General features: G+C 65.1%; 28 protein-coding genes and 1 tRNA gene. 13 read left to right on the top strand and 16 right to left on the bottom strand.

The window, feature by feature from the left end:
- Positions 1-103 precede the first annotated feature (103 nt).
- The gene (locus AC0Z9V_RS02030) at positions 104-727 is read right to left on the bottom strand and encodes a maleylpyruvate isomerase family mycothiol-dependent enzyme (protein WP_485140556.1); all 624 of its coding nucleotides are present in this window, start codon (positions 725-727) and stop codon (positions 104-106) included.
- Between the two features lie 291 nt (positions 728-1,018).
- Here AC0Z9V_RS02030 and AC0Z9V_RS02025 point away from each other — a divergent pair, with 291 nt between their 5' ends.
- Positions 1,019-1,519 carry a hypothetical protein gene (locus tag AC0Z9V_RS02025; RefSeq protein ID WP_133083082.1) on the top strand — a complete coding sequence of 167 codons (501 nt, stop codon included), beginning with the start codon at positions 1,019-1,021 and terminating at the stop codon, positions 1,517-1,519.
- 168 nt (positions 1,520-1,687) lie between these two features.
- Here AC0Z9V_RS02025 and AC0Z9V_RS02020 read toward each other — a convergent pair.
- A tRNA-Leu gene (locus AC0Z9V_RS02020) sits at positions 1,688-1,771 on the bottom strand.
- Between the two features lie 218 nt (positions 1,772-1,989).
- Here AC0Z9V_RS02020 and AC0Z9V_RS02015 point away from each other — a divergent pair.
- Positions 1,990-2,265: a hypothetical protein gene (locus AC0Z9V_RS02015; protein ID WP_133083081.1), complete on the top strand. Its 276-nt coding sequence runs from the start codon at positions 1,990-1,992 to the stop codon at positions 2,263-2,265.
- 10 nt (positions 2,266-2,275) lie between these two features.
- Here the strand turns inward: AC0Z9V_RS02015 and AC0Z9V_RS02010 are convergent, their stop codons facing one another.
- From AC0Z9V_RS02010 to AC0Z9V_RS01985, 6 genes are all read right to left on the bottom strand, one after another.
- Complete coding sequence (locus tag AC0Z9V_RS02010) at positions 2,276-3,022, bottom strand: M50 family metallopeptidase (RefSeq protein ID WP_485140555.1); 747 nt, start codon at positions 3,020-3,022, stop codon at positions 2,276-2,278.
- Positions 3,022-4,266 (bottom strand): kynureninase, encoded by a 1,245-nt coding sequence (locus tag AC0Z9V_RS02005; protein ID WP_485140554.1) that lies wholly within the window; start codon positions 4,264-4,266, stop codon positions 3,022-3,024. Before AC0Z9V_RS02005 ends, AC0Z9V_RS02010 begins: the two co-directional genes overlap by 1 nt.
- 101 nt (positions 4,267-4,367) lie before the next feature.
- Positions 4,368-5,330, bottom strand: coding sequence for a trypsin-like serine peptidase (locus tag AC0Z9V_RS02000; RefSeq protein WP_485140553.1), 963 nt, complete (start codon positions 5,328-5,330; stop codon positions 4,368-4,370).
- Between the two features lie 153 nt (positions 5,331-5,483).
- Positions 5,484-6,389 (bottom strand): MaoC/PaaZ C-terminal domain-containing protein, encoded by a 906-nt coding sequence (locus AC0Z9V_RS01995; protein WP_485140552.1) that lies wholly within the window; start codon positions 6,387-6,389, stop codon positions 5,484-5,486.
- Positions 6,386-7,762: a 3-oxoacyl-ACP reductase gene (locus AC0Z9V_RS01990; protein WP_485140551.1), complete on the bottom strand. Its 1,377-nt coding sequence runs from the start codon at positions 7,760-7,762 to the stop codon at positions 6,386-6,388. Before AC0Z9V_RS01990 ends, AC0Z9V_RS01995 begins: the two co-directional genes overlap by 4 nt.
- Positions 7,762-9,078, bottom strand: a complete 1,317-nt coding sequence (locus AC0Z9V_RS01985; protein WP_485140550.1) for an acetyl-CoA C-acetyltransferase — start codon at positions 9,076-9,078, stop codon at positions 7,762-7,764. The genes AC0Z9V_RS01990 and AC0Z9V_RS01985 overlap by 1 nt, the downstream gene beginning before the upstream one ends.
- 63 nt (positions 9,079-9,141) lie before the next feature.
- On the opposite strand from AC0Z9V_RS01985, the gene AC0Z9V_RS01980 reads away from it, so the two are divergent.
- Positions 9,142-9,903 (top strand): TetR/AcrR family transcriptional regulator, encoded by a 762-nt coding sequence (locus AC0Z9V_RS01980; RefSeq protein WP_485140549.1) that lies wholly within the window; start codon positions 9,142-9,144, stop codon positions 9,901-9,903.
- The gene (locus tag AC0Z9V_RS01975) at positions 9,900-12,020 is read left to right on the top strand and encodes an acyl-CoA dehydrogenase family protein (RefSeq protein ID WP_485140548.1); all 2,121 of its coding nucleotides are present in this window, start codon (positions 9,900-9,902) and stop codon (positions 12,018-12,020) included. Before AC0Z9V_RS01980 ends, AC0Z9V_RS01975 begins: the two co-directional genes overlap by 4 nt.
- A 93-nt stretch (positions 12,021-12,113) precedes the next feature.
- Here AC0Z9V_RS01975 and AC0Z9V_RS01970 read toward each other — a convergent pair whose 3' ends face one another.
- The 3 genes from AC0Z9V_RS01970 to AC0Z9V_RS01960 form a co-directional block, all read right to left on the bottom strand.
- Complete coding sequence (locus AC0Z9V_RS01970; RefSeq protein WP_485141262.1) at positions 12,114-13,388, bottom strand: Y-family DNA polymerase; 1,275 nt, start codon at positions 13,386-13,388, stop codon at positions 12,114-12,116.
- 61 nt (positions 13,389-13,449) lie between these two features.
- Positions 13,450-13,863 carry a LexA family protein gene (locus tag AC0Z9V_RS01965; RefSeq protein WP_485141261.1) on the bottom strand — a complete coding sequence of 138 codons (414 nt, stop codon included), beginning with the start codon at positions 13,861-13,863 and terminating at the stop codon, positions 13,450-13,452.
- Positions 13,864-14,145: 282 nt separating this feature from the next.
- On the bottom strand, positions 14,146-15,084 hold the full coding sequence (locus AC0Z9V_RS01960; protein ID WP_485140547.1) for an oxygenase MpaB family protein: 939 nt from the start codon (positions 15,082-15,084) through the stop codon (positions 14,146-14,148).
- A gap of 581 nt (positions 15,085-15,665) precedes the next feature.
- On the opposite strand from AC0Z9V_RS01960, the gene AC0Z9V_RS01955 reads away from it, so the two are divergent.
- Positions 15,666-19,328, top strand: coding sequence for a YobI family P-loop NTPase (locus tag AC0Z9V_RS01955; protein ID WP_485140546.1), 3,663 nt, complete (start codon positions 15,666-15,668; stop codon positions 19,326-19,328).
- Positions 19,329-19,491: 163 nt separating this feature from the next.
- Here AC0Z9V_RS01955 and AC0Z9V_RS01950 read toward each other — a convergent pair whose 3' ends face one another.
- The gene (locus AC0Z9V_RS01950) at positions 19,492-20,358 is read right to left on the bottom strand and encodes a deaminase (RefSeq protein WP_485140545.1); all 867 of its coding nucleotides are present in this window, start codon (positions 20,356-20,358) and stop codon (positions 19,492-19,494) included.
- A gap of 122 nt (positions 20,359-20,480) precedes the next feature.
- On the opposite strand from AC0Z9V_RS01950, the gene AC0Z9V_RS01945 reads away from it, so the two are divergent.
- Entirely contained in the window at positions 20,481-20,666 is a 186-nt protein-coding gene (locus AC0Z9V_RS01945; RefSeq protein ID WP_485140544.1) for a hypothetical protein, read from the top strand.
- 222 nt (positions 20,667-20,888) lie between these two features.
- Here the strand turns inward: AC0Z9V_RS01945 and AC0Z9V_RS01940 are convergent, their stop codons facing one another.
- The 3 genes from AC0Z9V_RS01940 to AC0Z9V_RS01930 are packed head-to-tail and all read right to left on the bottom strand — an operon-like array spanning position 20,889 to position 22,369.
- Complete coding sequence (locus AC0Z9V_RS01940; RefSeq protein ID WP_485140543.1) at positions 20,889-21,374, bottom strand: hypothetical protein; 486 nt, start codon at positions 21,372-21,374, stop codon at positions 20,889-20,891.
- Between the two features lie 22 nt (positions 21,375-21,396).
- Positions 21,397-21,696: a hypothetical protein gene (locus AC0Z9V_RS01935; protein WP_485140542.1), complete on the bottom strand. Its 300-nt coding sequence runs from the start codon at positions 21,694-21,696 to the stop codon at positions 21,397-21,399.
- 13 nt (positions 21,697-21,709) lie between these two features.
- Positions 21,710-22,369 (bottom strand): recombinase family protein, encoded by a 660-nt coding sequence (locus AC0Z9V_RS01930; protein ID WP_485140541.1) that lies wholly within the window; start codon positions 22,367-22,369, stop codon positions 21,710-21,712.
- A 401-nt stretch (positions 22,370-22,770) separates the two neighbouring features.
- Here AC0Z9V_RS01930 and AC0Z9V_RS01925 point away from each other — a divergent pair, with 401 nt between their 5' ends.
- From AC0Z9V_RS01925 to AC0Z9V_RS01910, 4 genes are all read left to right on the top strand, one after another.
- Positions 22,771-22,959 (top strand): hypothetical protein, encoded by a 189-nt coding sequence (locus AC0Z9V_RS01925; RefSeq protein ID WP_133082123.1) that lies wholly within the window; start codon positions 22,771-22,773, stop codon positions 22,957-22,959.
- Between the two features lie 45 nt (positions 22,960-23,004).
- A complete protein-coding gene (locus AC0Z9V_RS01920; protein ID WP_133082122.1) occupies positions 23,005-23,247 on the top strand; it encodes a hypothetical protein in 243 nt (80 codons plus the stop codon).
- Between the two features lie 140 nt (positions 23,248-23,387).
- Positions 23,388-23,717, top strand: coding sequence for a DUF4190 domain-containing protein (locus AC0Z9V_RS01915; RefSeq protein ID WP_485140540.1), 330 nt, complete (start codon positions 23,388-23,390; stop codon positions 23,715-23,717).
- Between the two features lie 146 nt (positions 23,718-23,863).
- On the top strand, positions 23,864-24,274 hold the full coding sequence (locus AC0Z9V_RS01910; RefSeq protein ID WP_485140539.1) for a hypothetical protein: 411 nt from the start codon (positions 23,864-23,866) through the stop codon (positions 24,272-24,274).
- 115 nt (positions 24,275-24,389) lie between these two features.
- Here AC0Z9V_RS01910 and AC0Z9V_RS01905 read toward each other — a convergent pair whose 3' ends face one another.
- Positions 24,390-24,653, bottom strand: a complete 264-nt coding sequence (locus AC0Z9V_RS01905; RefSeq protein ID WP_485140538.1) for a hypothetical protein — start codon at positions 24,651-24,653, stop codon at positions 24,390-24,392.
- 481 nt (positions 24,654-25,134) lie between these two features.
- Between AC0Z9V_RS01905 and AC0Z9V_RS01900 the strand changes: the two genes are divergently transcribed.
- The 3 genes from AC0Z9V_RS01900 to AC0Z9V_RS01890 all read left to right on the top strand — a co-directional run bounded on the left by AC0Z9V_RS01900 (position 25,135) and on the right by AC0Z9V_RS01890 (position 26,471).
- Complete coding sequence (locus AC0Z9V_RS01900; RefSeq protein WP_133082110.1) at positions 25,135-25,392, top strand: hypothetical protein; 258 nt, start codon at positions 25,135-25,137, stop codon at positions 25,390-25,392.
- Positions 25,393-25,589: 197 nt separating this feature from the next.
- Positions 25,590-25,838, top strand: a complete 249-nt coding sequence (locus tag AC0Z9V_RS01895; RefSeq protein ID WP_133082109.1) for a hypothetical protein — start codon at positions 25,590-25,592, stop codon at positions 25,836-25,838.
- Positions 25,839-25,955: 117 nt separating this feature from the next.
- On the top strand, positions 25,956-26,471 hold the full coding sequence (locus AC0Z9V_RS01890; RefSeq protein WP_485140537.1) for a hypothetical protein: 516 nt from the start codon (positions 25,956-25,958) through the stop codon (positions 26,469-26,471).
- The last annotated feature ends 174 nt before the right edge of the window (positions 26,472-26,645 follow it).

The raw sequence follows: 26,645 nt of genomic DNA, 5'->3' as shown, positions 1-26,645 counted from the left end.
CGCCCCACGCGCCGCACGGTGATCGCCTCCGTCGTTGCCACGGGCCTGTTCTGGGCGCTGTACCGGTGGATCGTCCGAGGACGGTTCACCGTCACCCCCGTGCTCATGCGCCCAGGCGGCCCTGCAGGAGCGCGAGGCCGGGTCCTCGAAGGTCCTGTAGGGCGGCCGTCCGTCCGGACGCCGCGAGCAGGAGCGACAGCGCTGGTCCCTGCACCGTCTGACCGGAGCCGACCGTGAACCCTTCGTCGGTACCGGCAAGTCTCAGGCCGTTCAACCGCTTCTTCCCACCGGACAGGCGGTCCTGCGCGACATACGCCAGGGTGTCCCGCAGCTCCAACGGGGTGGCTGGGCGTCGTAGGCCGAGGGGGCGTCTGATGTCCTCGCCGTGCACGACGATCTCGATGAGCCGGGTGATCAGGGGCCCGGGAGGGGCCGTGGTGCTGGTGATCGTGGATTCGAATCGCAGGAGGGACTCGGCAGGGGTAGGAGCCCGTTCGGCTGCTACTTCCCGGGCATTCGCCCGGTCGAAGCTGAATCCTGCCCGGATGAGCGACAACCAGAAGCGACGCCGGGTCGTCCTTGCTGAACCCGTGAGATGTGCGACGACGTCGTGGACGTCCCAGCCCTCACAGAGTGATGCCGTCGCCCATTCCTGGGTGCTGAGTGATGCGAGGTCCTCGGCCAGGGCCCGCCGTTCCCGATGCACTGTCTGCCAGTCGCTGGTCATGTCCATCCTTCATCCTGTACGGCTCATGATCCCTTACTGGACGCAGCCGAACCCTCGGAATCATCGACACCCGGCGGACATCCCGACAACGAACCCGACCAGCAGGGCAGGACTCCGGACTCGTCGCCTCGAGGTCGTCCCCAGCGAGGATGCGCCGTTCTGCACGGGTCTGCGTAAACCCTGTGCCAACCTTTGCCGTTCCTGTCCGCGCAGTTCGGTTTCGGTTCCTAGCCTTGAAGGAGCGCCTGAATCGCCAGGACCCCACCAGTACCACCGGATACGGAGCACCACATGAGTATCAGCAAGAAGATCGCAGCAGGCGTCCTGGCAGCAGCCATCATCGGATCCTTCGGTGCAGGAGCAGCCACTGCTGCCGCTCCCACCGCCACCCCGACCGCCAAGGTCGTCGTCGCCCAGGCGAAGTCCACCGTGAAGCAGGAAGCCGCCGCTGCCACGTCCCTCGCCGGCAAGGAGCGTGCCGCTGCCAACAAGGCAGCAGCCGCCGCCAGGTCCGCCGAGGCCAGGGCCGTGGCTGCAGAGAAGAAGGCGGCCGCCGACGCCAAGAAGCTGGTGGCCAAGTCGACCGCCGCTCAGAAGAAGGCCGCCGCGGACGCGAAGTCCCTCGCCGGCAAGGAGCGTGCGGCGGCGAACAAGCTGGCCGTCGAGTCGAAGGTGGCCGAGAAGAAGGCCGCATCCGCCGAGAAGCGCGCAGCCGAGCTCGCCGAGGAAGCCGAGCAGACCCCCGCTCCCGCTCCGACCCCCACGGACATCCCCGCGCCGGCAGCTGCCTGATCTAGGATGCACACCGAAGCCCCGGGGGTCATCCTCCGGGGCTTCTGCATTCGCTCCCCGAGTACCCACAAGGGGCCTTAGCTCGCCGCGGTGGCCGAAGGCTGGTCGAAAGGGCACTCCGCGTGGTCGAGGGCACAAAAAAACCCCGGCGAACCGGGGTTTTCTTTGTGCGCGGAGGGGGACTTGAACCCCCACCCTCAATAAGAGGACTAGCACCTCAAGCTAGCGCGTCTGCCATTCCGCCACCCGCGCGGGTGGTTTTTCGCCGTACAAACCGGCGAAAGCAACGAGAGAAACTCTACCACGGGTTTTGGGAAGTCGTTGCATCGGGGCACGCTCCCCGGCCCTACACGCCGCACGGAGGCGTCGGCAACCTTCCTGGCACCCGGTCCGACCGGGGAGGACGTGCGTAAGCTGTCCTCGACACCGGTCCGCTCGACGGGCCGGGCCCGAGTGCAGGGGATGACGACGTGGACGAGACGAATACCGGCCAGGAGCAGTACGCCCTGACGTACGACGCCATGGTGCGAGCCAACATCTCCCCCGGCGAGCTCTGGATCCACTACTTCAGCATGGGTGGCGGCGTGGACGAGTACGAGGTGAACGCCTATCTGCACGGCCTGATCGACCTGCCCGAGCACGAACGCGACTGCATCTCGCAGGCCGTCAACGAACTGTTCGACGACCTGTGCCGCCAGCGCGGCGCCCCCTACAGTTCGGGCCACAACCGGCGCAGCAGCACCTGAGGGCCGGCACTCACCCGAGGGCGGCGAGCTCCGCGACCCGCGCCAGCGGTCCGACCGACGAGAGCAGCGCCATCCCGATGGCGAGCGCGAACAGTCCGAGCCACAGCGGGGAGGGGAGCCGGGTACTCCCCTGGAGGAGGTAGGCGTCCGACGACGCGAGGTTCCGTCGTCGGACATGCACGCGCACGACCTTGACCCAGTCGCGGCAGGAGCCCACCAGCAGGGCGAGGCCGAGGACGAGGCAGGCGTGGCCCGCCGACGCCGCTCCCCCGAACCAGACGAGCACCAGCGACACGGCGGCACTGCCACCCAGGATGAGGACGCCCTGGAGGTTCCTGATGAGGACGAGCGCCGCGATCATCACGAGGGCCCCGACGGAGAGCGCGGCCGACGCCCAGCCGTACGCCGCGCACCGTACGAGCACAGCACCGACCACGGCGGGCACCGGATAGCCCCAGAACGTCGTGAAGGCGGCACGCCAGCCGCGCCGGCTCATGCTGGTGGTCGTTCCCGAGTGATCGAGGCGCAGGGTGATCCCCGTGACCCGCTGCAGGGTCAGGAGCGCCGCCGCCGCGTGCCCGAGTTCGTGGACCACCGTGACGAAGAGGCCGAAGAACCGCCACGAGCGGCGGGGCACCGAGAGCACCACCGCCACCAGCACGATGGCGACGAGCCCGGGCGTGCCCACCTCCGGCGGGGACGCCCTGGTGAAACTGTCGGTGATGCGCTCCCACAGCTGGAGGAGTACGCCCTCCACTATCGGCCTGCAGCCCGATGTCCCGCCAGGCCCTCGGCGATGGCATCGATGGCGAGGGCCACCTCGTGGAACGACGTCGAGAGGGGTGAGAGGCCCAGCCGGATGCCGTCGGGGTTCCGGTAGTCGGGGATGATCCCCTGCTGCCACAGCTCCGGCACCATCGCCGGAAAGGCCGGATGGTCGATCGTGACGTGGCCGCCCCGTTCCGCAGCGGCCCGTGGCGAGGCGAGGACCACGCCGTACGGCGCAAGCAACGCGTCGACGGCCTCGACGGCGAAAGCGGTCAGGAGTTCGGACTTGCTGCGCACCGCGTCCATCCCGGCCTCCTCGATGAGACCGATCATGTCCCGCATCGCCAGCATCCCGACGATGGGCGGGGTGCCCGAGACCAGTCGGCGGATGCCGGGCGCGGGCTGGTACGCCGAGCCCATGGCGAAGGGATCAGCACTGCCGAGCCAACCGAGGATCGGCTGGTCGAGGGTGTCGAGGTGCCGTTCCGCCACGTACGCCCAGGCGGGGGCTCCGGGTCCACCGTTCAGGTACTTGTAGCTGCACCCCGCCGCGAAGTCCACGTCCCAGGCGTCCAGCTCGGCCGGGACGGATCCGACGGAATGGCTGAGGTCCCACAGCACGAGGGCTCCGGCGTCGTGTGCGATCCGGGTGATGGCGGGGACGTCGGCGACGTAGCCGGAGCGGTAGGCGACGTGGCTGAGGAGGACGAGGGCCGTGTCGGGCCCTACGACGGCGGCCACGTCGGCCGGCGTCGCGCCGCCGTCGTAGGCCACCTCGATCCAGCGGAGCGTGAGCCCGCGCTCCCGGGCGATGCCCTCGACGAGGAAACGGTCGGTCGGGAAGTTGTCCCGGTCGATCACGATCTCGGTGCGCTGCGGCCGGGCGGCCACCGCCGCCCGTGCGAGCTTGTACAGCAGCACGCTCGTCGAGTCCGCGACGATGCACTGGCCGGCGTCGGCGCCGAGGGCCACCCGCCCCAGCTGGTCGCCGATCTGCTCGGGCAGGGTGAGCCAGCCCTCGTCCCACCCGCGGATGAGGCGCCCGCCCCACTGGCCCTCCACGAACGATGTGAGGCTGCCGACCACCGATGCGAGGGGACGGCCCAGCGAGTTGCCGTCGAGGTAGGAGCGCACCGCATCGTCGTCGGTACCGAGGAAGAGCTTGCGGTGCTGCGCGAGGGGGTCTGCGGCGTCGAGTCCGGCCGCGCGGTCGAGGAGGGTAGGGCCGATCATGCGCCCAGTCTAGGACGGAAGGCCGAGGCCGCCGGCCCGCACCACGGCACACGGGCGGTTCCCCGTCGAGGGGAACCGCCCGTGCACTGCTGACCTGAGGACTAGCGGGTGGACGCTGCCGTGTAGGCCGACTGGATGGAACTGCCGAAGTACGGTCCGTACATCACGTTCTTCTGCGTGCTGTAGCCGAAGCTGTTGACCGAGTTCTGCGTGCCGGAGGCCCCCGAGCCCACGAACCAGGGGCCACCCGACGAGCCTCCGGTCATGTCGCAGGGGATCCCCTGGGACTGGGTGCCGCCGATCCGGTCGGCGGAGGCCGTGCCATAGCAACTGAAGAGGCGCTCGCCGTTGAAGGGCGAGGCGGCCGGGTAGCCGTACGCGCTGTAGGTGAGGTTGCGGGCCATGTTGAAGCCGATGCTCGACGCTCCGACGGCGGCCGACAGGGTCCTGCCGTTCAGGGTGTTCACGACGGCGAAGGCGCCGTCGTAGTTGATGTCGTTGCGGGAGACCCATTCGCTCGCCGCGTGCAGCGAGCGTGCCGTCCACTTGCCGTAGGGGGCCGCACCGTTGCTGTAGGCGGGCACGAAGACGAAGTTCGTGGCCCACCCGGAGGCGAGGTCGTGGGTGCAGTGGCCCGCCGTCGCGACGGTGCTCTGGTTGCCGCTCTGGACGGAGTTGCCCGAGCACACGTAGTTCTGGCCGTTCAGGGTGAAGAACACCTTGCCGATCCGGGAGACCGGCGCCTGCGCGGTGGCGCGCTGCTCGACCACGGGCTCCTTCGGGGCCTTGGCGACCGACTCCTGCCCGGCCTTCGGCAGGATCGACCGTCCCTCGGCGGCCCAGCCGGAGTTGATGGTGTTGGCCGGCCTGGCGCTCTTCATCCGGTCGGCCGTCCAGTAGGCGTCGAGGGCGGCCTGGCTCTCGTTCTGTGCGTGGGACACGGTGGTGCCGGCGACGACGGTTCCCGCCGAGGGTGCCGCCTGGACCGGACCTGCCGCCATCAGCGCCGATGCCATCAGGGCGGAAGCGGCGATCATGCCGGCTTTGAGACCTCTAGAGTTCACGAAACTCCTCTTTCCATACAGGGGCCGGCCTTCGTCGGCCGGTGCATGGAGTCTGCCCCGGCGGTGGCGGCCCTGCCCAGTGCAGAAACGCAGTTGGGGAGAATTCCCCCTGGAAATCTCCTGGTCTCTGGACAGGGCCGCGGCGCCGTGGAACTATTCCGCGCGCACCCACCCCGTGAAGTGCGGTTTCCGGCGCTCGGCCGACCAGCCGACGACGTCGACACGCTCCCCGCCGTCGTACCGCGTGCGCGCGAAGGAGGTGGCGACCACCGCGGGCAGCGGGACGGGAGCAGCGAAATCGATACGCCAGTCCATGGCGCCGGTCGGGGCCGCGACCGCCTGGTCGACCATGCGCGCTGCGAGGTACATGCCGTGCGCGATCGCCGTCCGCATGCCGAGCACCCTTGCCGTGGGTCCGCTGAGATGGATGGGATTCCAGTCCCCCGACACCGCTGCATAGCGGCGGCCGGTACCGGCGTCGAGAGTCCAGAGGGCCGTGGGGCGGGGCGCGGTGAACGGTGGCCGCTCCGCGTCGGACGTCCGGGGCCCCGACGCGTCGAGCCGGACCCCCCGGGCCAGGTAGACGGACCGGCCGGTCCAGACGCGTCGGCCCGCCACGTCCACCTCGGTCACGACGTCCGCCTTGGTCCCCGCAGCGTGAGGCCGGAGGTCCTCGCTGTAGGCCACGATGTCGAGCACCTCGGAGGCCGCGACCTGACGGTCCTGATGCACCTCATTGCTCAGATGCACCATTCCCAGCAACGGGAGCGGGAAATCGGGTCGCGCCAGCACGCTCATGGCCACCGGGAAGGCGACGGTGTGGAGGTAGGCCGACGGGAGCTTGTCCCGCGCGGCCGAACCCAGCTCCTGCTCGAAGCGCGTGAGCTCCGCGAGGTCGATGCGGACGCCGTGTACGCGGTGCCGTGCGGACAGCAGGGCCGAAGCCACCGGGGCGCGCCCGATCGTCCGGCGCACGGCGAGCGCGACCGCCTGCCGGTAGAGCCCGGGAAGGCTCGGCAGTCCGGCCAGGACGGTCTCGCCGGACGGCGCGCCGTTCATGCGCCGACCAGGTTCTGCCCGCAGACCCGGACGACCTGGCCGTTGATGCCGGCTGCGGCGTCCGACGCCAGGAAGGCGATCGCCTCGGCGACGTCCACCGGCAGGCCGCCCTGCTGCAGGCTGCTGAGGCGTCGGGCGACCTGCCGTGTGAGCGGTGGGATCTTCGCCGTCATGTCCGTCTCGATGAAGCCGGGGGCCACGGCGTTGATCGTCCGTGCACCGCCGTCGAACGCCGCTGCCTGGGCGCGGACCATGCCGATCACGCCGGCCTTGGACGCCGCGTAGTTGGTCTGCCCGCGGTTGCCCGCGATACCGCTCGTCGAGGCGAGGCTGATGATGCGCCCGCTCTCCGAGAAGACCGGCGAGGCGAGGAACTGCTCGTTCATGCGCAGCTGGGAGGCGATGTTCACGGCGATGACGGAGTCCCACCGTGCGGCATCCATGTTGGCCAGCAGCTTGTCGCGGGTGATGCCGGCGTTGTGCACCACGACGTCCAGGACGCCGTAGCGACCTCCGACGTGCTCGAGGATACGGGCTGCAGCGTCCGGCGCCGTGATGTCGAGCTGCAGGGCCGTCCCGCCGACCCGGTTCGCCACGGCCGCCAGCTGCTCGCCGGCGGCCGGCACGTCGACGGCGATCACGCGGGCGCCGTCCCGTGCCAGGACCTCGGCGATCTTCGCACCGATGCCACGCGCCGCACCGGTGACCACGGCGGTCCGGCCCGCGAGGGGCTGATCGGGGATCCCCTCCCCCTCGGCGCCCGTGGTCGCAGCGAGATCGACGACGCCGTCGGCGGACACGGCGGTCACCTCGAGGAACTGCCCGTCCACGTAGGCGCTCTTGCCGGACAGGAGGAACCGGAGGGCGCCCAGCGTGGTCGGATCCGTCGTCGTCGCGGTGCCGCGCAGGACGATGCCGTTGCCGGTGGCCCCGCCCCGGAGCTCGTGTGCCACGGACCTGATGGCCCCGTCCACTCCCTGACGTGCGGCTGCCTCCGCCGGATCGGTGGTGTCCGCTGCGGAACGGAAGAGGGCGACGACGCGTCCGCCGGGCACCAGCAGCTTCACGGCCTGCCCGAGCTCGAGCAGCGGGCCCGTGAGGTCCGTGGGCGACGAGGCACGGTCGAGGACGACGATGGCGGCGCTGAGCTTCTCCCCGGGCAGCACGTGCCGGCGGACCTCGATGTCCCACCCGAGCAGCACGTCGGCGAGCGCGTCCGCACCGGCACCCGCCCCGGCGACGAGGACGGGCCGTGGTGCCAGGACCTCACCGGGGGTGTAGCGGCGCAGGACCGCGGGCCGTGGCAGGCCGAGCGCCCTGGCGATCCTTCCGGGCAGAGGGGTGTTGACCAGCTCCAGGTACGTGTCGGCCATCAGTTCCTCGCCTCGAGGATCGCGACGACGCCCTGGCCACCGGCGGCGCAGATGGAGATGAGGCCCCGTCCGCCCCTCTCGGAGAGGGTCTTGGCGAGTGTCGCGACGATGCGGCCGCCGGTCGCGGCGAAGGGATGACCGGCCGCGAGTGAGGATCCGTTGACGTTGAGCTTCGAGGGGTCGATGCTGCCGAGCGCACCGTCGAGCCCGAGGACCCGCTTGCAGTAGTCCTCGTCCTCCCAGGCGGCCAGCGCGCTGAGGACCGTCCCGGCGAAGGCCTCGTGGATCTCGAAGAAGTCGAAGTCGTCGAAGGTGAGACCGTTGCGCTGCAGGAGGCGGGGTACGGCGTGGACTCCCCCCATGAGCAGGCCTTCGTCGCCGTGCACGAAGTCGACGGCCGCCGCTTCGGCGTCGACGATGGTCGCGAGCATCGGCAGGTTGTTGGCGGTGGCGTACTCCTCGCTGCCGAGCAGGACGAGTGCGGCGCCGTCGGTCAGCGGCGTCGAGTTGCCCGCGGTCATCGTCGCCGGCGTGTCGAGGGACGTGCCGAACACGGGCTTGAGCGTCGCGAGCTTCTCCAGGGAGGTGTCCGCGCGGAGGTTGGCGTCCCTGGTCAGGCCGCGGTACGGCGTCATGAGGTCGGCGAAGAAGCCGCGCTCGTAGGCGGCCGCGAGGTTCTGGTGGCTGCGGTAGGCGAGCTCGTCCTGTGCTTCGCGCGAGATGTTCCAGGCTGCGGTCGTGAGTGCCTGGTGCTCGCCCATGGACAGGCCGGTGCGCGGTTCACCCGTGGTGGGGGCGTTGGGCGAGAGGTCCTTCGGTCGCAGCCTGCCGAGCGCCTTGATCTTCTGCTGGGGAGTCCTGGCGCGCGACAGGTCCAGGAGTACGCGGCGGAGACCTTCGCTCACCACGATGGGAGCATCCGAGGCGGAGTCGACGCCGCCCGCGATGCCGGACTCGATCTGGCCGAGCCTGATCTTGTTGGACAGGCCCACCACTGTCTCGAGGCCTGTCGCACAGGCCTGCTGCAGGTCGTACGCAGGGGTCTCGGGCGACAGCGCGGACCCGAGGACGGCCTCGCGGGTCAGGTTGAAGTCACGGGAGTGCTTGAGGACTGCGCCGGCCGCCACCTCGCCGATGCGCTCGCCCTGGAGCCCGAAGCGCGCGACGAGGCCGTCCAGGGCGGCGATGAGCATGTCCTTGTTGGAGGAGTAGGCATAGGCCCCGCCGGAGCGGGCGAAGGGGATGCGGTTGCCGCCGATGACGACTGCCGTGCGGGGTGTACGGGCAGCGTTCTGCGACCCGGCCTGATCTGCCATGGAAGTGCTCCTGATGCGAGGGGTGGATTACCGATACCTAGCGTACCTGATACGCTGGGTATCATGAAGTCTGCCGCCGTGCTCCCCAGCGCCTCCGACGAGGTGCCCGAGGCGCGCCCGCCATCCGACGGGCGGTCCAGCCGCTGGGAGGAGCATCGCGCCGAGAGGCGACGGCAGCTCATCAAGACCGCCAGGCGCGCGATCGACGCGCTCGGCCCGGGCGCGTCGATGGAGGACATCGCCGCTGCGGCGGACACCTCCAAGTCCGTGTACTACCGCTACTTCGGTGACAAGACAGGACTGCAGCGCGCCATGGCGGAGGTGGTCATCGGCCAGATGCAGCAGAAGGTGCTCGATGCCGCCAAGGCGGCATCGACGCCCCGCGAAGGTCTGCACTCGATGGTGCTCGCGTACCTGCAGATGGCCCGGACCTCCCCCAACGTGTACGCCTTCGTCACGCGGGTGGGGATCGCCGAAACCACGGCCGCCGACGACGGCGCGCAGGACACGCTCGCGCACTTCCTCGCCGCGATCACCGAGATGATCTCGCGGCCCATGCGCGCCTACCTGCTCTCCCCCGACCGTCCCGCCGGGCCCGACGACGCCGCACCGGGCTACTGGCCGACGGCCGCGATCGGCATGGTCCGCGCCGCCGGTGAGCACTGGCTCTCCACCCCGGACGGACCCCACAAGCCGACCGAGGAGCAGATGGCCCACCACATCACGGGCTGGCTCTTCGACGGCATCAGCCGCTACGAAGCGCTCGTTCCGCCGTCGACCCCACGCTCCCCCCATACCCGCCGACCAGCGAAGGACACGCCATGACCCAGACCATCTCCCGGCCGCAGCAGCTTCCTGCGACGGCCGACATCAGGGACGACGAGCAGGCCACAATCGACACGGCCGAACTCGGGGAGCTGCTCCTCGGCAAGTGGGCGCACGTACGGCGGATCGCACGGGAGCTCGCCGGACGACCGGAGGTACACAAGGTGGAGGGGCTGACCCATCACGACCACCGGCGGCGCTGCCTCGACCAGCTCCACTACCTCGTGGAGCAGAAGGCCGTGCACCGGGCCTTCCCCGAGGCCTTCGGCGGGGACGACGACCACGGGGGCAACGTCGCGGGCTTCGAGGAGCTCGTGGTCGGCGACCCCTCGCTCCAGATCAAGGCCGGCGTGCAGTGGGGCCTGTTCGGCTCGGCGGTGATGCACCTCGGCACGGAGAGGCACCACGAGGCGTGGCTGCCGGGGATCATGAACATGGACATCCCGGGCTGCTTCGCGATGACCGAGACAGGCCACGGCAGCGACGTGGCGAGCATCGCCACCACCGCGACCTTCGACCCGGCCACGGACGAGTTCGTCATCGACACCCCCTTCCGCGCGGCCTGGAAGGACTACATCGGCAACGGAGCCATCGACGGGCGCGCCGCCGTCGTCTTCGCGCAGCTCATCACCAGCGGCGTGAACCACGGCGTGCACGGGTTCTACGTGGACCTGCGCGACGCCGACGGCACCTTCCGGCCCGGGATCGGCGGGGAGGACGACGGCATCAAGGGCGGACTCAACGGCATCGACAACGGCCGCCTGCACTTCACCGGTGTCCGGGTACCGCGGACCAACCTGCTGAACCGCTACGGCGACGTCGCCGAGGACGGCAGCTACACCTCACCCATCGCGTCCCCCGGCCGCCGCTTCTTCACGATGCTCGGCACCCTCGTCCAGGGACGCGTCTCGCTCGACGGCGCCGCCGTGGCCGCCAGCAAGCTCGCCCTGACCGCCGCCATCACCTACTCGACGCAGCGCCGGCAGTTCAACGCGTCCGCCGAGCTCAGGGAGGAGGTGCTGATGGACTACCAGCGGCACCAGCGCCGGCTCCTGCCGCGCCTCGCGGCGACCTACGCGGCGTCGTTCGCCCACGAGGAACTCCTCGAGAAGTTCGACGACGTCTTCTCCGGCAGGAACGACACCGACGAGGACCGGCAGGACCTCGAGACACTCGCCGCGGCCCTCAAGCCGCTCAGCACCTGGCTGGCCCTCGACACCCTGCAGGAGTGCCGCGAGGCGACGGGCGGCCAGGGCTTCCTGATCGAGAACCGCTTCGCATCGCTGCGCGCCGACCTCGACGTCTACGTCACCTTCGAGGGCGACAACACCGTGCTGCTGCAGCTCGTCGCGAAGCGCCTCCTGACGGACTACGCCAAGGAGTTCAAGGGTGTCGACTTCGGCGTCCTGGCCCGCTACGCCGTGTCGCAGGCGGCGGGCAAGACCCTGCACCGCTCCGGTCTCCGCCGCGTCGCGCAGACGGTGGCGGACTCCGGCTCCGGCAAGAAGTCCGCCAAGGCGCTGCGGGACGAGGACACGCAGCGCGAGTTGCTGTCGGACCGGGTGCAGTCACGTGTGGCGGACGTCGCCGCCGTGCTGCGCGGTGCGAAGGGGATGTCGCAGGAGAAGTCCGCCGCCCTCTTCAACGAGCACCAGAACGAGCTCATCGAGGTGGCCCACGCACACGCCGAGCTGCTCCAGTGGGAAGCGTTCACCCGAGGCCTCAAGAAGATCGAGGACCCGGGAACACGCGAGGTCCTCACCCGGCTCCGGGACCTGTTCGGTCTGTGCCTCATCGAGAAGGACCTCGCGTGGTTCCTCATGAACGGCCGCCTGTCCTCCCAGCGCGCGCGGACACTGGACCGGTACATCAACCGGCTGCTGACCAGGATCCGGCCGCACGCCCTCGACCTGGTGGAGTCGTTCGGGTACGGGCCCGAACACCTGCGCTCGGCCATCGCGAGCGGAGCGGAGCAGGAGCGCCAGGAGGAGGCCGCCGAGTACACGCGCCGCCGCCGCGCCAGCGGTGACGCGCCGATCGACGAGAAGACACTCCTCGCCCGTGAAGCCAGGCAGAAGAAGGCGCAGAAGGCGGCGAAGTCCCGTACCAAGGGCTAGTGACGGGCCCTCGCGGCCTCCCGCGAGGGCATCCACTCCTGACTGGCCCTGCCCGTCCGGCCCGGAGCGGGATGCTCAGGGTCCTGGATGGTCCTACTGCGCTTTGACGACGGGCAGGTCCGCCCACTTGGTGGTGTAGTGGGGTGAGAGCATGTCGCGTTTCATGGTCCAGTCCGAGCCTGCTTTCAGGCCCGCGTGGCCGAGGCCGATCGCCGAGCGCCCGAATCTCTGGCCGATCTGGTGCAGGAGTGGGCCCGTGTCCTTCCCCGGGGTCGGACCGGCGCCGGCCCCGGGATCCTGGTCGAGCGTCAGGAGGGTGTCCTGTGTCCCGGCGGGTTGGAGGTCGGTGATGATGACTCCGGCCCGGATGTAGGACACTCCTTCGTCGATGAGCGGCAGGAGCCGGTGCGCGGCACGGGTGAGTTCCAGGGGGTTCGCGGTATGGGCCGGGAGCGGGATGCAGATACTCGGCGCGCTTCTGGTGCCGGTACTGAACGGTGAGGTTCCGGCGAACGCGGTGAGCACCCTCCCCTGGAGGTTCTTGCGGGTAAGGCGTGACGCGGCGCCCTGGGCGTAGACGCTCAACGCCTGCTGCATCGCGCCCAGGGTGGTGACAGGGGTGGCGAAGGAGCGGGAGAAGAGAACCTGTTCGTTGCCGGTGGACTCGCTGGAAGTGATGCAGGGCGTGCCCTGCAGTTCGAGGACGGTGCGCATGAGGACCACGGAGAACCGTTTCCGGATCAGTACCGGGTCCGCGGCGGCAAGGTCCCAGGCGGTGTCGATGCCGATGGCGTTCAGGCGTGCGGCGTTCCTGGTGCCGACGCCCCAGACGTCGGTGACTTTCAACCTGCGCAGCAGGGCGCGCCGCTGATCCTGCGGGACGAGGTCCCAGTGGCAGACCCCGTCGAAGTGGGGATTGCCCTTGGCCCACCGATTGGCGAGTTTCGCCAGGGTCTTCGTCGGGGCGATGCCCACGCACACGGGGAGCCCGGTGTTGCGCCGGACGGTGGCCTTGATGGTCCTGCCCGTGGCCTGCTGTGCCCTGTGGGTGCCATGGAGGGTGAGGAACGCTTCGTCGATGCTGTAGATCTCGAGGTCGGTGGTGTGGCGGCCGAGGACTTCCATGACGCGGGCACTCATATCCCCGTACAGCTCGTAATTGCTCGAGCGGACCTGCAACCCCCAGTTCTTCGCCTGTCCGGCGATCTGGAACCAGGGAGCGCCCATCGGGATCCCGAGTACCTTCGCCTCGGCGCTGCGGGTGATCACGCAGCCGTCGTTGTTCGACAGGACCACCAGGGGGCGCCCTTCCAGCGACGGGTCGAAGGCCCGCTCGGAGGAGACGTAGAAATTGTTGACGTCGACCAGGGCGACACCGGAGGTGACCGGACCGGCGACCGGACCCCGACCAAGCGGGGAAGGTTCAGGATCACACACGGTGGAGGCACCGGGTGGCCACACCCCAGATGACCAGGCCATCGGGGTCCGGCACGGGGATGGGTGGGTAGGCGGAACTCGCCGCGACCAGCGCGACGCCGGCAGCCGTACCGTCACCAGGATCCATGCTGTTGGACTTGGTGGTGGGACTGGTCTCGGGGTCGGTGATGCGGAGTCGACGGACGATGAGTTCGCCGTCGAGGACGGCGACGACCACGGACCCGTCCCTGGGGTGCAGGGCCCGGTCGACGATCAGTTCGTCACCATCGGAGATTCCCGCCCCGTCCATGGCGTGCCCGGACACACGCACGATGTAGGTGCTGGTGATGTCCTTGATGAGGTGCCGGTTCAGGTCGATCCGGTCCTCGAACCAGTCCTGGGCCGGGGACGCGAAGCCCGATGGCATCAAGTCTGCGCGGGCAGCAGCTGGAGCCGGCCGGCCGAGGGCCCTACCGGATGCACCGAACTCGTCCATGACCTCGCGCATCCTTCCCTCCCGATGGCCGCAACGGCCCAAGGTACCGATCGTAGACTGCGCCGCCGACACGGACGTGAAGGTGCCGACCGGTAACCTGCGGCTCCGCACCCGAGTGCGCGTCTTCCGCTACGGCGTCCCGGTACCGACTGCGCCGCCGCTAGGATGCCGGTGAGGAAGCCCTGCTGAAGGCGGTCCGGGTATGGCCGAGGTTCAGTGGAGCCAGTCCGGCGGGCCGGCGAGGCCGACCCGGTAGCGCGCCGCGTCCTCGGAGGGGCTGTGCGGCCCGAGGGCCAGCTGGAAGGCCCGCAACTGTATGCGGGTGCGCTGCAAGCGGAGGCGGTCCGCGGGCGAGCGGTCACCGCGGCCGGGTACGCCGGCGAGGGGGGCCACCGACGGGGAGAGCACCAGCGCCCCGGCGACGGCCAGGCCCTTGTAGAAGATCCGCTCGGCCCGGTTCAACCCGTCCGGTGCTGAGAGAAAGGTGAGGAGCTCGGCGGGGACGGGTTCGAGGTCGGGCTCCAGCGCGCGCAGGGCCTCGGCGAGTTCCCGTCGGTTGACCGGGAGGTCCTCGGCCCCGAGCGCCCGCGCGCTGCGGGACCAGTCGGCGACGTAGGTGTCGGCCCAGTCGCGGCCGAACCGCGGGGCCAGGTCGCGGCCGACGGCCTCGTGGGCGCCGAGGAAGGCGTCGGTGAAGGCCAGGTGCACCCAGCGGAGCAGGGCGGGGTCTGATGCGGAGTAGGCGCGACCGTCGTCGATGGTGCCGCGGACCCGCCCGTGCATACCGCGGACCCGCGCCGTCTCCCGCTCGGCGAGCTCCGCCGAGCCGAAGGTGCTCACAGTGAGCCAGCGTGCGGTCCCGGCGAGGCGGGCCCAGGGGTCGCTGCGGTAGGTGGAGTGCCGTGCGACCCCGGCCATCGCGAGCGGGTGTGCGCCCTGCCCGAGGAGGGCCGCAACCCCACCGACGAGGGTGGAGAGGTCGCCGTGGACCCGCCAGACGACGCCGTCGGGCTCGAACCAGCCCGGTCCCTCCCCTACCAGGGCGATCTCGCGCACCCAGTCCGGTGCCCCGGTGGGGTCACCGGAGACCCGGGCCCGAAACGCGCGGCGGACACGGTGAGCCAGCTGGGCGGGGTGCGGTATCAGGCTCACCTGCGCAACTGTAGCCACCGCCACCCCCAGTTCGGGCAGCTGATCCGGGCGTCTCAGCCGGAACCGGTCGCGGTGGTCAGGGTCTGCAGGCCGGGCTGCCACATGCCGGTGATTGCCCAGCTGATGCCGTCCGCGGTGAGCAGGCCGCCCTCCCATCGTCAGAAAAGCGTTGGTGCTTCGGAGTCGATACCGGTGAGCAGGGGGCGGATGATTGGCTCGTTCCACCCGTGCTCGAGAAGGGCTGTGCGCCCTGCGCCAACAAGATGTACGAATAGGGGGCACTTGTGCGTCCATCTTTATCGTGCAGGGTGAACGTCCACTGCTCGGCCAATCGCGGCCTGCACTGCTGTCGGTTCCCGAGGTCGTCTGCACGGACGCAGGTCGACCGGCGAACGGGCGCTCATCTGTGTTGTTGGGACGTCGGGAACCTGATTGAAACCGTGAGAGGTCCCGTGGACGAAAAAGAGACGTCGCTAGTGACCGATAGCATTTGAATACGTCCAATCGGGTCACGAACCCACTAAACGAGGGTGTGCACGCACGTGGTTCAAAGTATCGAGGATCTCGAGCCAGGAATTCCAATGAACTGGATCGACGTGGCTGAGAACGAGTCCGCTGGTAGGGACGTTATGCTCGCCAGCCTTACCCCCAAATTCGACGAGGCAAGCCATCGTGTCTACTACGACCTGCTCACGAGGGCTATCGATGCCGAGGGGGTGCGCAACGTCGCACTCACGGGAGCGTATGGCACAGGGAAGAGTAGCGTCCTTGAGCAACTCGGCCGAGAGCGTGGCGGTGACGTCATAGAGATATCGTTGTCCACCATCGCTCCACCACAGCACAAGGGGGATGGCGATGGCGGACGGGAGGATGAAAAAGCCCAGACCAATCTCATCCAGAAAGAGATTGTCAAGCAACTCCTCTACCGGCTACCTGCGCACAAAACGCCCAAGTCCAGGTTCCGCCGCGCTAGTGCACCACAGACGAAGCGGGATTGGATTGTCTCTTCCATAGTCGGCGTGCTGATCGTCACTGGCGCTCTTTTGCTTGGGTTGCTCCAGCCACTAATTGAGTCTGTTGTACCCGAGCCGTGGGGTCGACGCATTCTTGCTTACGGCGTAGTTACCGGCGGGATCATCTGCGCGGCATGGTTTATCCGAAGACTGATTGCCGGTGGTCCAGCCATGAGCGCCTCCGTGGGTGCTGGCCTCACGAGCGTGACCCTATCGAGCGCGACCGATACCTACTTTGATGAGTACTTGGACGAGATCGTCTACTTTTTCCAGGCCAGCAAGACCAAGGTCGTAGTGATCGAGGACATCGATCGGTTCGAAGACATCACGGTCTTTGACGCACTGCGCGCCCTGAACGTGCTCCTAAATAGCTCCAGCACCCTTAAACGCATCGTATTCGTATACGCAATCCGAGACAGCATTTTCGAGAAGATCGAAAGTGTGGGAAGTCAGAGAGACGAGGATGTCAGGCGACGGGCAGTCGACGTCGCTAACCGCGCCAAGTTCTTCGACGTGATTGTTCCCATCGTTCCATTTGTAAACGCCGACAACGCCCGCGACCTGATGAGCCGCGCGATGAATAGCGACAACTTTTCGATAGACCAGTCGCTCATCCGTATCTCAGCGCGTCACGCCGCTGACATGCGGCTCATCCACAATATCAGGAACGAGTTCGAGGTCTACCGCAGCCGTCTCATCGAGCCGCCTTCGCGTGTATACGGCATCACTGACGATCTTGTTTTCGCGATGGTCGTCTTCAAGAATGCCCATCTGGGGGATTTCGAAAAAATCCGATACAAGGACAGCACACTCGATCACCTCTACAAGTCGTGGCGCGAGCTGGTGCGCTCCAATCTAAATGTCGAGGTTGAGCGGCTTGCCACGCTTCGCGCTGCATCCGAACTCGACGACGCTGCCGATCAGCGGGCACGCCTTTGGGCACAACGTCTCCTCGAACATGTTGACACGCTTCGGGCCAGCCTGCAGTCCGGGAACGGCAGCCAGACGACGCTCAATTTCGTCGGCGAAATCGATGAATCAATGCTTCAGCAGCGCGCAACCTGGCTCGCCATCGCGTCTGGCAAACTCCTGCAGCTCCAGGCACGCGCGCCTAGTGGACACACCCTGAGGCTGAGCTTCTCGGCAGAACAACTCGGAGCCCTGCTCGGGACTACCGTCGACCTGGATCAGTGGAGCGAGCCTGTACGAAGTGAGCTTGAGAAACAGATATCGAACTGCGAGGAAAACATCCGGTTCCTCCGCCATCATACTTGGGCCGAGCTCCGTCTCCGTCCCGAGTTCATCCTCCAGAACCCTCAAGGGACCCTGACCTTCGATCAGCTCATCCACGAGAAGCTTGCGTCACCTTTGATCGAAGAACTCGTACGCCGCGGCTTTATCACTTCGCACTTTGCGCTCTACACATCCACTTACTACGGCACTCACCTCGGACCCGACGCCCTCGAGTACGTGCGCCGCTGCATCGAACCTGGCGAGCCTGACACTTTATTTCAACTCGATACCGAATCGGTTCAGCAACTCCTCATCGAGCAAGGCGCGGACAGCGATGACTCTGCCGAGATCTTCGACGACGCTAGCATCCTCAATGTCTCTATCGTCGACTATCTGCTCCAAAACCGCCCCCGCGCCGCGGCCAGAATAGCGAAAGGACTCGCGGCTTGGGCCAAACAAGAATCTGAATTTGTAGCAACCTATTGCGCTCGAGGAGAAGAACCTGCACTTCTCCTCGCTGCCATGGCTCCTTGGTGGACCGCCGCCTTGCAGTACACGGCAGTCGATGCACCACTTCCCCCTGAAAAACGCGTTCCCGCCGTCGATGCTGTCCTCGGCGCCCTCCCTCATTCGGAGGGATACGTCGCCGACGACAAGGTGCGTGATCTATTCGAGGCGCACTACGCTGACCTCACCTCCGTCACGTCACCGACATCGTCGGAACAGGCAGCAATCACCCTTGGTGCCTTTGCGACATGCAAGGCCATAATTCGGGACGTCAACCCGCTGAACGATGAAGCTCGCGAACAGGTTATCGCCCGCCGCCTCTATCCAATTACGAAAGGCAACCTACTCGAGCTCACCCGCGGTAACTCCATCGCGTTGGACGTTCTTTTTCAAGCAGATGAACGCATGTACGGGCACGCCATCGACCACCTTAGCGAGTACCTTATGGCCTTTGCCGAGGCGGCAGCCCCTGAGCACACGATTGAGGATCCTCGTCACTTCGTCGAAATCGTGACCAGAGCGGGCGAGAACGGCAATCTAGAAGACATACGCCGACTGGTCTCGCAATCAAGCGAAAACTGTATGGTGGTCGCGCTCACCGAAGTTCCGCCATCTGCATGGCCGATTATTCTTGCAGAAGACCGCACACCTGCCAGCTTCACGAACATCCGCTCATACATTGCAGAATATGCCCGGGTAGATGACGTCCTAGCTGCGTTCCTGACCAAACACGACGTAATCGAATGGGAAGAGGACACTTCACCGCTTGAGGACAGGCGGGACGTTTCAAGAGCGATCCTGAACGCAGCGGACGTCCTTCCCGATGCTGAGACCAGGATTGGATTGGTCGTACAGCTGGAGCCCGGCGAACTTCCCGTCGATACCATCAGGTCCGAGGCTGGGGAATTCGCTTGCCGACTCATCGAGGAGAACCTCGTCCGCGATGATGCTGAAACGTTCGCCAGCGACCTGATGGTCGACTGGAAAACCCGTGAAGCGGCGATCATGGCTTCAAAAAACTTTGGGTCCTTCGTATCACCCGAGACGCTGCCGGTGTCGCAGATCCCACAGATGCTACGAAGCGAAAAGGTCGTGCAGGAAATCAAGAAGACCGTGGTCGACGACCTCACGGACTACCTCGCTCAGGGCACGAGGCAACAAGCCGAAGAGATCGCACGCGCGCTCAACGCGCGGAGATGGCAGGTCCGCGTACCGCGGATCGAAGCACTCGTGGCCCGCGGCGTCGACCCAATGGAAACCATTCAATTTATCGTTCGCGAACCCGACATAGCAGTCGATAAATTGCGTGAACTACTACGAAAGATGGGGGACCCGTATGCGAGGCTCGCTGACCTGGGCCATAGCCCCGTGCTTGTACCCGACGACCATTTGCATCTTCAGCTTCTGAAGCGTCTCGAAGGCGTCACTGTTTCAACGTCAAAGAAATCGGGAACTCAATTGAGGGTGAATTTGTTCCGGACAGAGAGATAGCGGGCGCCGTCTCACAGCGGAATTCGGATTTTATCGTCACAAACCGCTCGGTAAGGGATGGCCATGCGGAACTGAGCAGGCGGCCGTATAGCGCTAGCAGAATCGCGCGATTTACCGCTGCGATTCAGAGACCGGGCTCCTGTGTGGGTAAAACGCAAGGAGGCTACGCTTGATCGGCCAGGCGTATCTCCCAGCGAATCTTGACGGAGGAGTGCGCGGTCGTACCCCAGGGGGCTGTGGGTTCGATTGCAACCACCTTGCACAGAACATGCCCATGGTCGTTGCGCATCACAGCAATGGACCCCACATCTATCGTGACGTTGTGGCTTCCGTAGTCGAGCGCGTTGGGGTCGTCGATCTCATCAAATTCCTTCGCATACCGCGCCAAAGCGACGACACCAGGCACGCCTCCATAAAAGTGGATTGAGGAAGGACCAGCGTTGTCCCACTTAGTCACCCAGGATGGGGCGTCAGGCTCCTCGTCGGCGCTGATAGTGAAGCGACCACCGTTCGACATGAAGTCGAACTTCGCACCCCAGCTCATGCCGAACCCTTCAGTAAACACCTTCGTGAAGTTCACGCCAGCCTCGTGTGCCTGGGCGCGGAGATCGGCAGGGAAGTCTCGGAGCCGGACGTCGTGGTCGCGCAGGTGCTTCCAGCCGAGTCGATTGATCTGGGGATTGGGATCGTACTCCCCGATATGGACGATGCTGATGCCCGCGTCGATAAGAAGCTCGGCGCAGGACACCCGATTGGTCCGGTGGTTCGCACAAGGCTCCAGCGTCACGTAGAGCGAAGCCCCGCGAACATCAATCCCGGCTTCGTCGGCCTTCTGAAGGGCCACCTGCTCTGCGTGGAGCTTGAGCACTTCGTCCTTATGCCCAGAGACCAAGAGCGTTCCCTCACGGGCTATGACAGCGCCGACTCGAGTGTTTCCAGGAGACTTGCGCGCCTCGACGATCGCTCGTGCCGCAAACTCACGGTCAGCGTCGTTCTTGGAATGGGCGTCCGTCCTGGAGTTATCAGTCATAACCGCACTTATACCCGTTTTCCCCGGTGAATCACGGTGAGCATCTCGGTGAAATTGGCGCCGTTGAGCATCGTGCGCCCCTTGATCATCAGAGCCGAGCTTCCGAGGACCACAACAAGGACATGCTGCAGGCACTCCAGAATCAGGACGTGCGCCCTTCTGATCTTTGGGTGTACTACTTTGGCCTCGGCGGGCAGCTAGATGAGATCGACATCGAGGCGTACCTGTACGCGCTCGTACCGATACCGGAACTCGAGTATCTACTGCTGAGGGAAGCCGTGCAGGACCTACTCACCCACCGCAAATAGGCTGCCACACCACACCTGTCTCCAGACACCCTCACGTGCGCCCGGAGTCCGCTACCCGCTGTAGGGCCGCAGCAGCGTCTCCGTCCCGAAGCAGTGGACGCCACCAAACCATTCGCATTCGTGATGTTGAGCTGTAGGAAGTCGGCTCCCATTCAAGGGCCTGATAGAAGTCCGCCTTCTTGACCATGATCACGAGTCTGGCGGGGGTCAGTGCCTGATGCGTCAGAAAAGGGTTGGCGCTTCAGAGTCATTGCCGGTGAGCAGGGGCCGAATGACCGTCTCGTTCCATCCGTGCTCGAGGAGGGCTGCGCGCAGCTGGACGGAGTGGGTGCGGAATTGGGCGCGGCCGACTCTGCGCCACCGGAAGGTCGAGGCGTTGGCGTGCCGGCCCTTCTGTGACCGGTCGAGCATGTTGAGAGCTTGTGTGCCGGGAAGCAGGTGGGTGTCTCCCCCGGCGCTGGCGTGGACGCACAGTGGGACGTCGCAGACGTGCAGGAGCGCGATGCCAGGGTGCAGGGTCTCTCCGGTGAGGTGTTCGTAGGCGTAGCGTTGCGGCCGCAGGGCGCGTTGCCCGCCGTCCCTTGTGACCCAGAATCGTCCGTAGCCGTCGTCGGCGACGGCGCCGGTCCAGATCCAGCAGTCATGCGGCCGTGGGCCCTTGATGACTTTCTCCCAGAACCGGTCAGCCTCTCCCCTGCGCTGCCTCATCGCGGCTACCCCCGCCGGTACGTCATCGGACCCGCGCCGGCTGGAGCACCATCGACCGGCGACCCTCCATCCCCACAACACCCGCGATGATGAGCGCCGCAGCAGCAGCAACCATCAGCTGACCCCACCACGGCGCGGCGGCCGCAACGACCAGAACGTACAGGCCGAGGAACCAGAGCGCGATCGCCAGGGCGCCGGCCACCTGGTTACGGACGCGCGGTGGGATGGGGAGCAGCAGCAGCGGCAACCTGAAGATGGCACAGACGAACCGGTAGCTGTAGCGAATGCTCGCGGTGAGCAACCAGCGAATAAGTCTGATCATCGGGTTTTCCTGATCATCGAGAGTCCTTTGGTGCGAGTCTGGTCTCGATTACATCGACCGTGGCCTGTCTCGCCGGTGGCTTCACTCTCGGCTTTCGTCCCTTTACGGGAGTCACCTGATCACGCTTGAGTGTTCGGTAAATGGTAGTCCTGCTGACACCGAGGACCTGGCCAATCTGTTCAACTGTCATGTCCTGCTGCTCATACAAGCGCCTCGCGGCCGAGGTCTGCTGAGGGCTAAGCCGCGGTGGGCGCCCACCAGTGCGACCTCGAGCACGGGCTGCCACGAGGCCGGCGTTCGTGCGCTCCCTGATGAGGTCCCGCTCGAACTCGGCGAGAGCGGCGAAAACATGGAAGACCAAGCGGCCACCGGGCGACGTCGTGTCGATCGTCTCCTGCAGGGACTTGAACCCGATCCCCTTGTCCTGCAGTGCGGTGAGCTGGTCGATGAGGTGGCGGATAGAACGACCGAGCCGGTCGAGGCGCCAGACCACGAGCGTGTCCCCCGGCCGCAACTGATCAAGCAGCTTGGTGAGCTCCGGCCTCTGATCGAGCGATCCCGAAATCGTGTCTACGAACACCCGGTAGCACCCGGCGGCGTTCAGCGCGTCGACCTGCAGCGCAGCGTCCTGATCGGTCGTCGACACCCGCGCGTAGCCCAGAAGGTGTCCCATGCCCTCCAATGTAGCGGAACTCATCGAACGTGGGCAGAAGTGGCACATAGATAGTGGCACTGAGTATTGCTACAAGAAACTGGCCCCAGAGTCTCACCTGAGGACTGACCGTTTGTGTAGCAGAAACGTTCGTATGTGGCACTGCGATCCAGGCGGCGAAGACATCCCGGACGTGCAGCGACTGTCCCGGTTAGGGCGCCGTCACCGGGCATTTTTTCAGGCGGGTCATACGGAAATCGCCCCGCCAACTTTCGTATGAGCTGTCCCTCCACCCTCAAGCCGCTTGAGGATGTCCCACTGAGGGACCGGCTTGCGGGCGGTTTAGCGAACTCTTGAGGAGGGTCCACCTGTACCTCGACGACGGGTTTGGTGGAACAGCACCATACCGGTAGACATAGTTTATGAAAGCGAACACCCCTATCGCGAAGACGCTATTCATCATCAGCACCATCATCGCGATAGCTATGCTGACCTACCTGTGGGTCCAGTTCGACAACACATCCCTGACAATCAAGGCGTTCTTCTCCCTCTTCGTTGTCGGCATCGTCAGCTTCAACGCGCGCCGAGCGTTCTCAAGCCGCACGCCCTGACCACTTGACCGAACCGTTCCCTACTTCTTAGAAGCGAGTCACCGTATGAAAGAGAACACCGTTGTGGCGGTCCTTTCGATCGTCCCGCTTGCTCTAGGTGTCATTTTGATTGTGATGCGCACGAAAATAGCTGCGATGAACGCCCAGGCTCAACGATCGTTCTTTGGCAAAGGTGGGGATACCAGGGCTCAGCGGTCAACCCCTACAGCCATCATGTTCGTAGGATTCGTCGCCATAGCCATTGGAGCCTTCGCGCTCATTGCCGCCCTATCCGGAGCTCAGTTCTAGTGATACTCGCTTTCGACTAACGCGGCGGTGAGGGATCAGCCTAGGAACGGCGGTGATGTGCTCTACTCCCTGCTCGCGTCGGGACTCACGAGATGGCCTAAGCTCTCGGAAAGAAGCACATTCATAGACAGGGGTAAGGCATGACGCAGGACTACCAACATTTTCCACAGGCAACGCATCAGGAGCCTGTGGATCCAGGCAAGTCCCTTGGAATCGCCGGGTTCGTCCTTTCCATTCTGGGTCCGCTGAGCCTGATAGGCCTGATTCTCAGCATCATCGCCTTCGTTCAGTCCAAAAGAGCCGGGATGAAGAACAACCTCGCTCTGGCCGGCATCATCATTGGCGCCGTCATCACGGTTGGCCTCATCACCCTCTTCGTCTTCGGCATCACGAACGTCGTACAGACGTGCGCCGAACTCGGCAGCGGTGTCCACGAGCGAAACGGCATCACCTACACCTGCAACGTGTGACCTCTGCCCCGCTACTGATTGCCACTGATGTCCGATGAGCGATCCCTCACAGCGATCCCTCACCGCGATACAAAGAGTTCGTTTCTAGCGTCGGCGCACGTAATCGACGCTGCAATGATCCGCCTTTGTCCTGAGAGACTCAGGTCATGACTGCCGACGTCAAAGCCATGCTTGACCGTGTGATCGTCGATGTGTTCGAAGAAGGTTTCGTAACCCAACAGGTCACTTCCACCGACCCCACATGGTTGCGTGGGGTCCAGCTGAGTAGCCAGGCCCACAAGGACCGTGCAGCGATCATCAGGGTTGGCCTCGTCTGGATGGACGCCTTCATCCCCGAACTGAATGTTCAAGCCGCGATCCTCGACGAGGACGATGACGTGGAGTACAAAGAGGAAGAGTTGACGAAGCTCTGCCGCGCTCTACGTGTCTACCTTGAAGGAGGAGGTCATGTTCGGCAGCGTCATCGATTATTCGGCCGCGGCAGTACAAACGTTCTAACGATCGAGGCTGACGGCTTCCAATGGCGCTTAGGTAGAAACTCCTGGTCCGGGCCATGAGCGCAGGAGGCTATAGGAGTCGCGGCAGCTCGCATATATAAGCGTGTGATGGCCCGCAAGAGGATCCTTTTGCGGTACGTGAAAGGTGTCCCACAGTAGCTAGCCGCTGTTATCTCTAGTCCGCTCGAATAACAAGGTTCGGGTGTGGTTGGTCCCAGCCATCTGCAATGTAGGTCTCGGCCTTGGCTCCATCAGGTATGAGTCTGGCCTCAATGCCGAACGCGATGTAGGAGCCACTTTCTTTCTCACCAGCGTTGAAGCCGCAGCCGCCAGTAGTTTGTTCATAACCCGGAGCGACGACGACCAGGCAAGTGCTTGATCCCAACTCTGTCGTCTCTATGCCTGCAAAAAAGCGCAGCCCTGCAGTCTCAGTGAGCAAGCGGCTCGATCCTGCATCGAGGTAGGTGATCCCCTACTCACTTGGCGGACTGTCGGCGGCCGTCGACGCAGTACCAAGGACATCGAGAGACTCATGTTCCAGCAGCGGCGCATTACAGGCTGCAGTCAAAAGGGTCCCGATGACGCCTACCGCTGCGTACGTTGATCTTCCACCGGTGCGCACTGAGGGCCCTTTCCCTTCTGGGTCAAAGTACAGGGCCAACGCCTGCTCGACCATCAGTACCCTTCCCGCTAGAGCATCGATCAGCGGACGTCGGTTAGCGTCCTAGCCCAGAGTGACATCTCATCTCGCTCAATACGAAGCCGCCGATCGACTCTTAGTGGTTTCGTCCGCGATCATATTTACACGCTGTGCGCCGCGACATCGAGCAGATGCGTAAGGACGCTCTGCGCTGACGCCCGTCGGAGGGAACAGCGCCGCCCTGTGTGATGATCGCGGCTTCCGGTGGCAGGCTGTGTAAATGGAAGAACGGATCATCACCGCGGTCATCGGCGCAGCCTTCGTCGGCGTCGGGGTCCTGTGCGCCCTGCTGATCCCACGGATCAACCGGTTCCGTGCCACACTCAGGAAGCCCGCCGCCCCCAAGAGGGCTCTGACCGTCTTCAAGGCGCACGGCATCAGGAACTACATCGGATTCTGCATCGGGACGGTGCTCTTCGGCCTTCTCCTCATCTTCGTCGGCGTGACCGACCGCGTACACGGCTGGGATCGGCAATAGCCCTCAGGGATCGCTGTACCGGCGCCCGCACTTCGGGAACGCGATAGACGGGTTGTACTTCATCTTTCTGGCTGTCCCGGACAGGGATCGCTGGCCGTCCCGCTCGAGGATCGACTTACGGGCAGTTCGTACATCACCGCATTCGGAGCGTCAATGCTTGTCCCTTAGGCTGACGAGTGAATATGCGAGAGGACTCCATGAGCAGCACTGCACAGGAAGGCGAACACCACCGGAGAATGACCATGAGCCAGCGCTTGGCGGTATGGGCGGCTCCAGTGATGGTGTTCATCGCGATTCCATTGAACGTTTTTGCTGGTTTCACCACGATGCTGATCGTGCTCGGCGTTGTCCTTGTGGCCTGGATCGTCTTACTATTGGCCGTTATTTGGACAGAACGCCGTCGAGAGGATGCCACCACCGTTGGAGAAACCGAACCTAACCGGTAAGGGATGACCTATGCACCTTGAGCTTGCGGCGTTTCATGGTCGAGGGCCGGGCCCAGGCGTAGGCTGCGCTGCCGTATGACAAGTTTAGGAACTCGGCCGACGGAAAGGCTCCCAGTAATGGACGCAGAGGAAGAAGCGACGGTAGTACAGGGGCATCGTACTTGGACCGGTATGCCAGCCGAAGGAGAAGCTGCTGTAGGCCGCATTGCTATCTGGGCAGCACGTGTTGAAGAGAACCTAGTGCGTCTATGTGCACAGTTGATTAACGCCGACAACTTCCATATTGGCTATACCGTGACTGCAAACATGAGTGCGTCAGCAATGGCCGACCTTGCGAAAAAACTGGTTACTGCATCAAAGTTGTTTAGCGACGAGGATAAGTCCTACGTCACGGCAACACTGGTGGAAGCGAAAGAAGCTTTAATGCAACGAAACCAAATCCTGCACGCGAGTGTGGGAGAAATGATGTTCGACGATAAATCGGTTCTTTACCGGCGGAAAAAGGGGTCCGTGCCCGACGGACCAAGTTCGGCGTGGGAATCAACCCTGCATGGATTAGAGGAGCTTGATGCAATCGGCGTTCGGCTTTTCAACGTATCAGAGGGCCTAGGGGCATACGTTAATTTGCCCTGACAGACGGCATCCTAGGCGACCAAAGGCCCAGCCTAAGCCTCGCAGTCATGGTTATCAGTCATGAATCTCTTACCGCTACGTCGGGGTACACCCTACGCAGCACACGCCGCACGTAAGCGGATCCCCGATCGGACATCGACCAGATTGCACTAGTTGGTGTCCGTCGGGGAACTT

The organism is Arthrobacter sp. UYP4 (assembly GCF_057291175.1).
The sequence above is the reverse complement of the archived record's forward strand: the minus strand, read 5'-3'. Positions and strand labels throughout refer to the sequence as shown.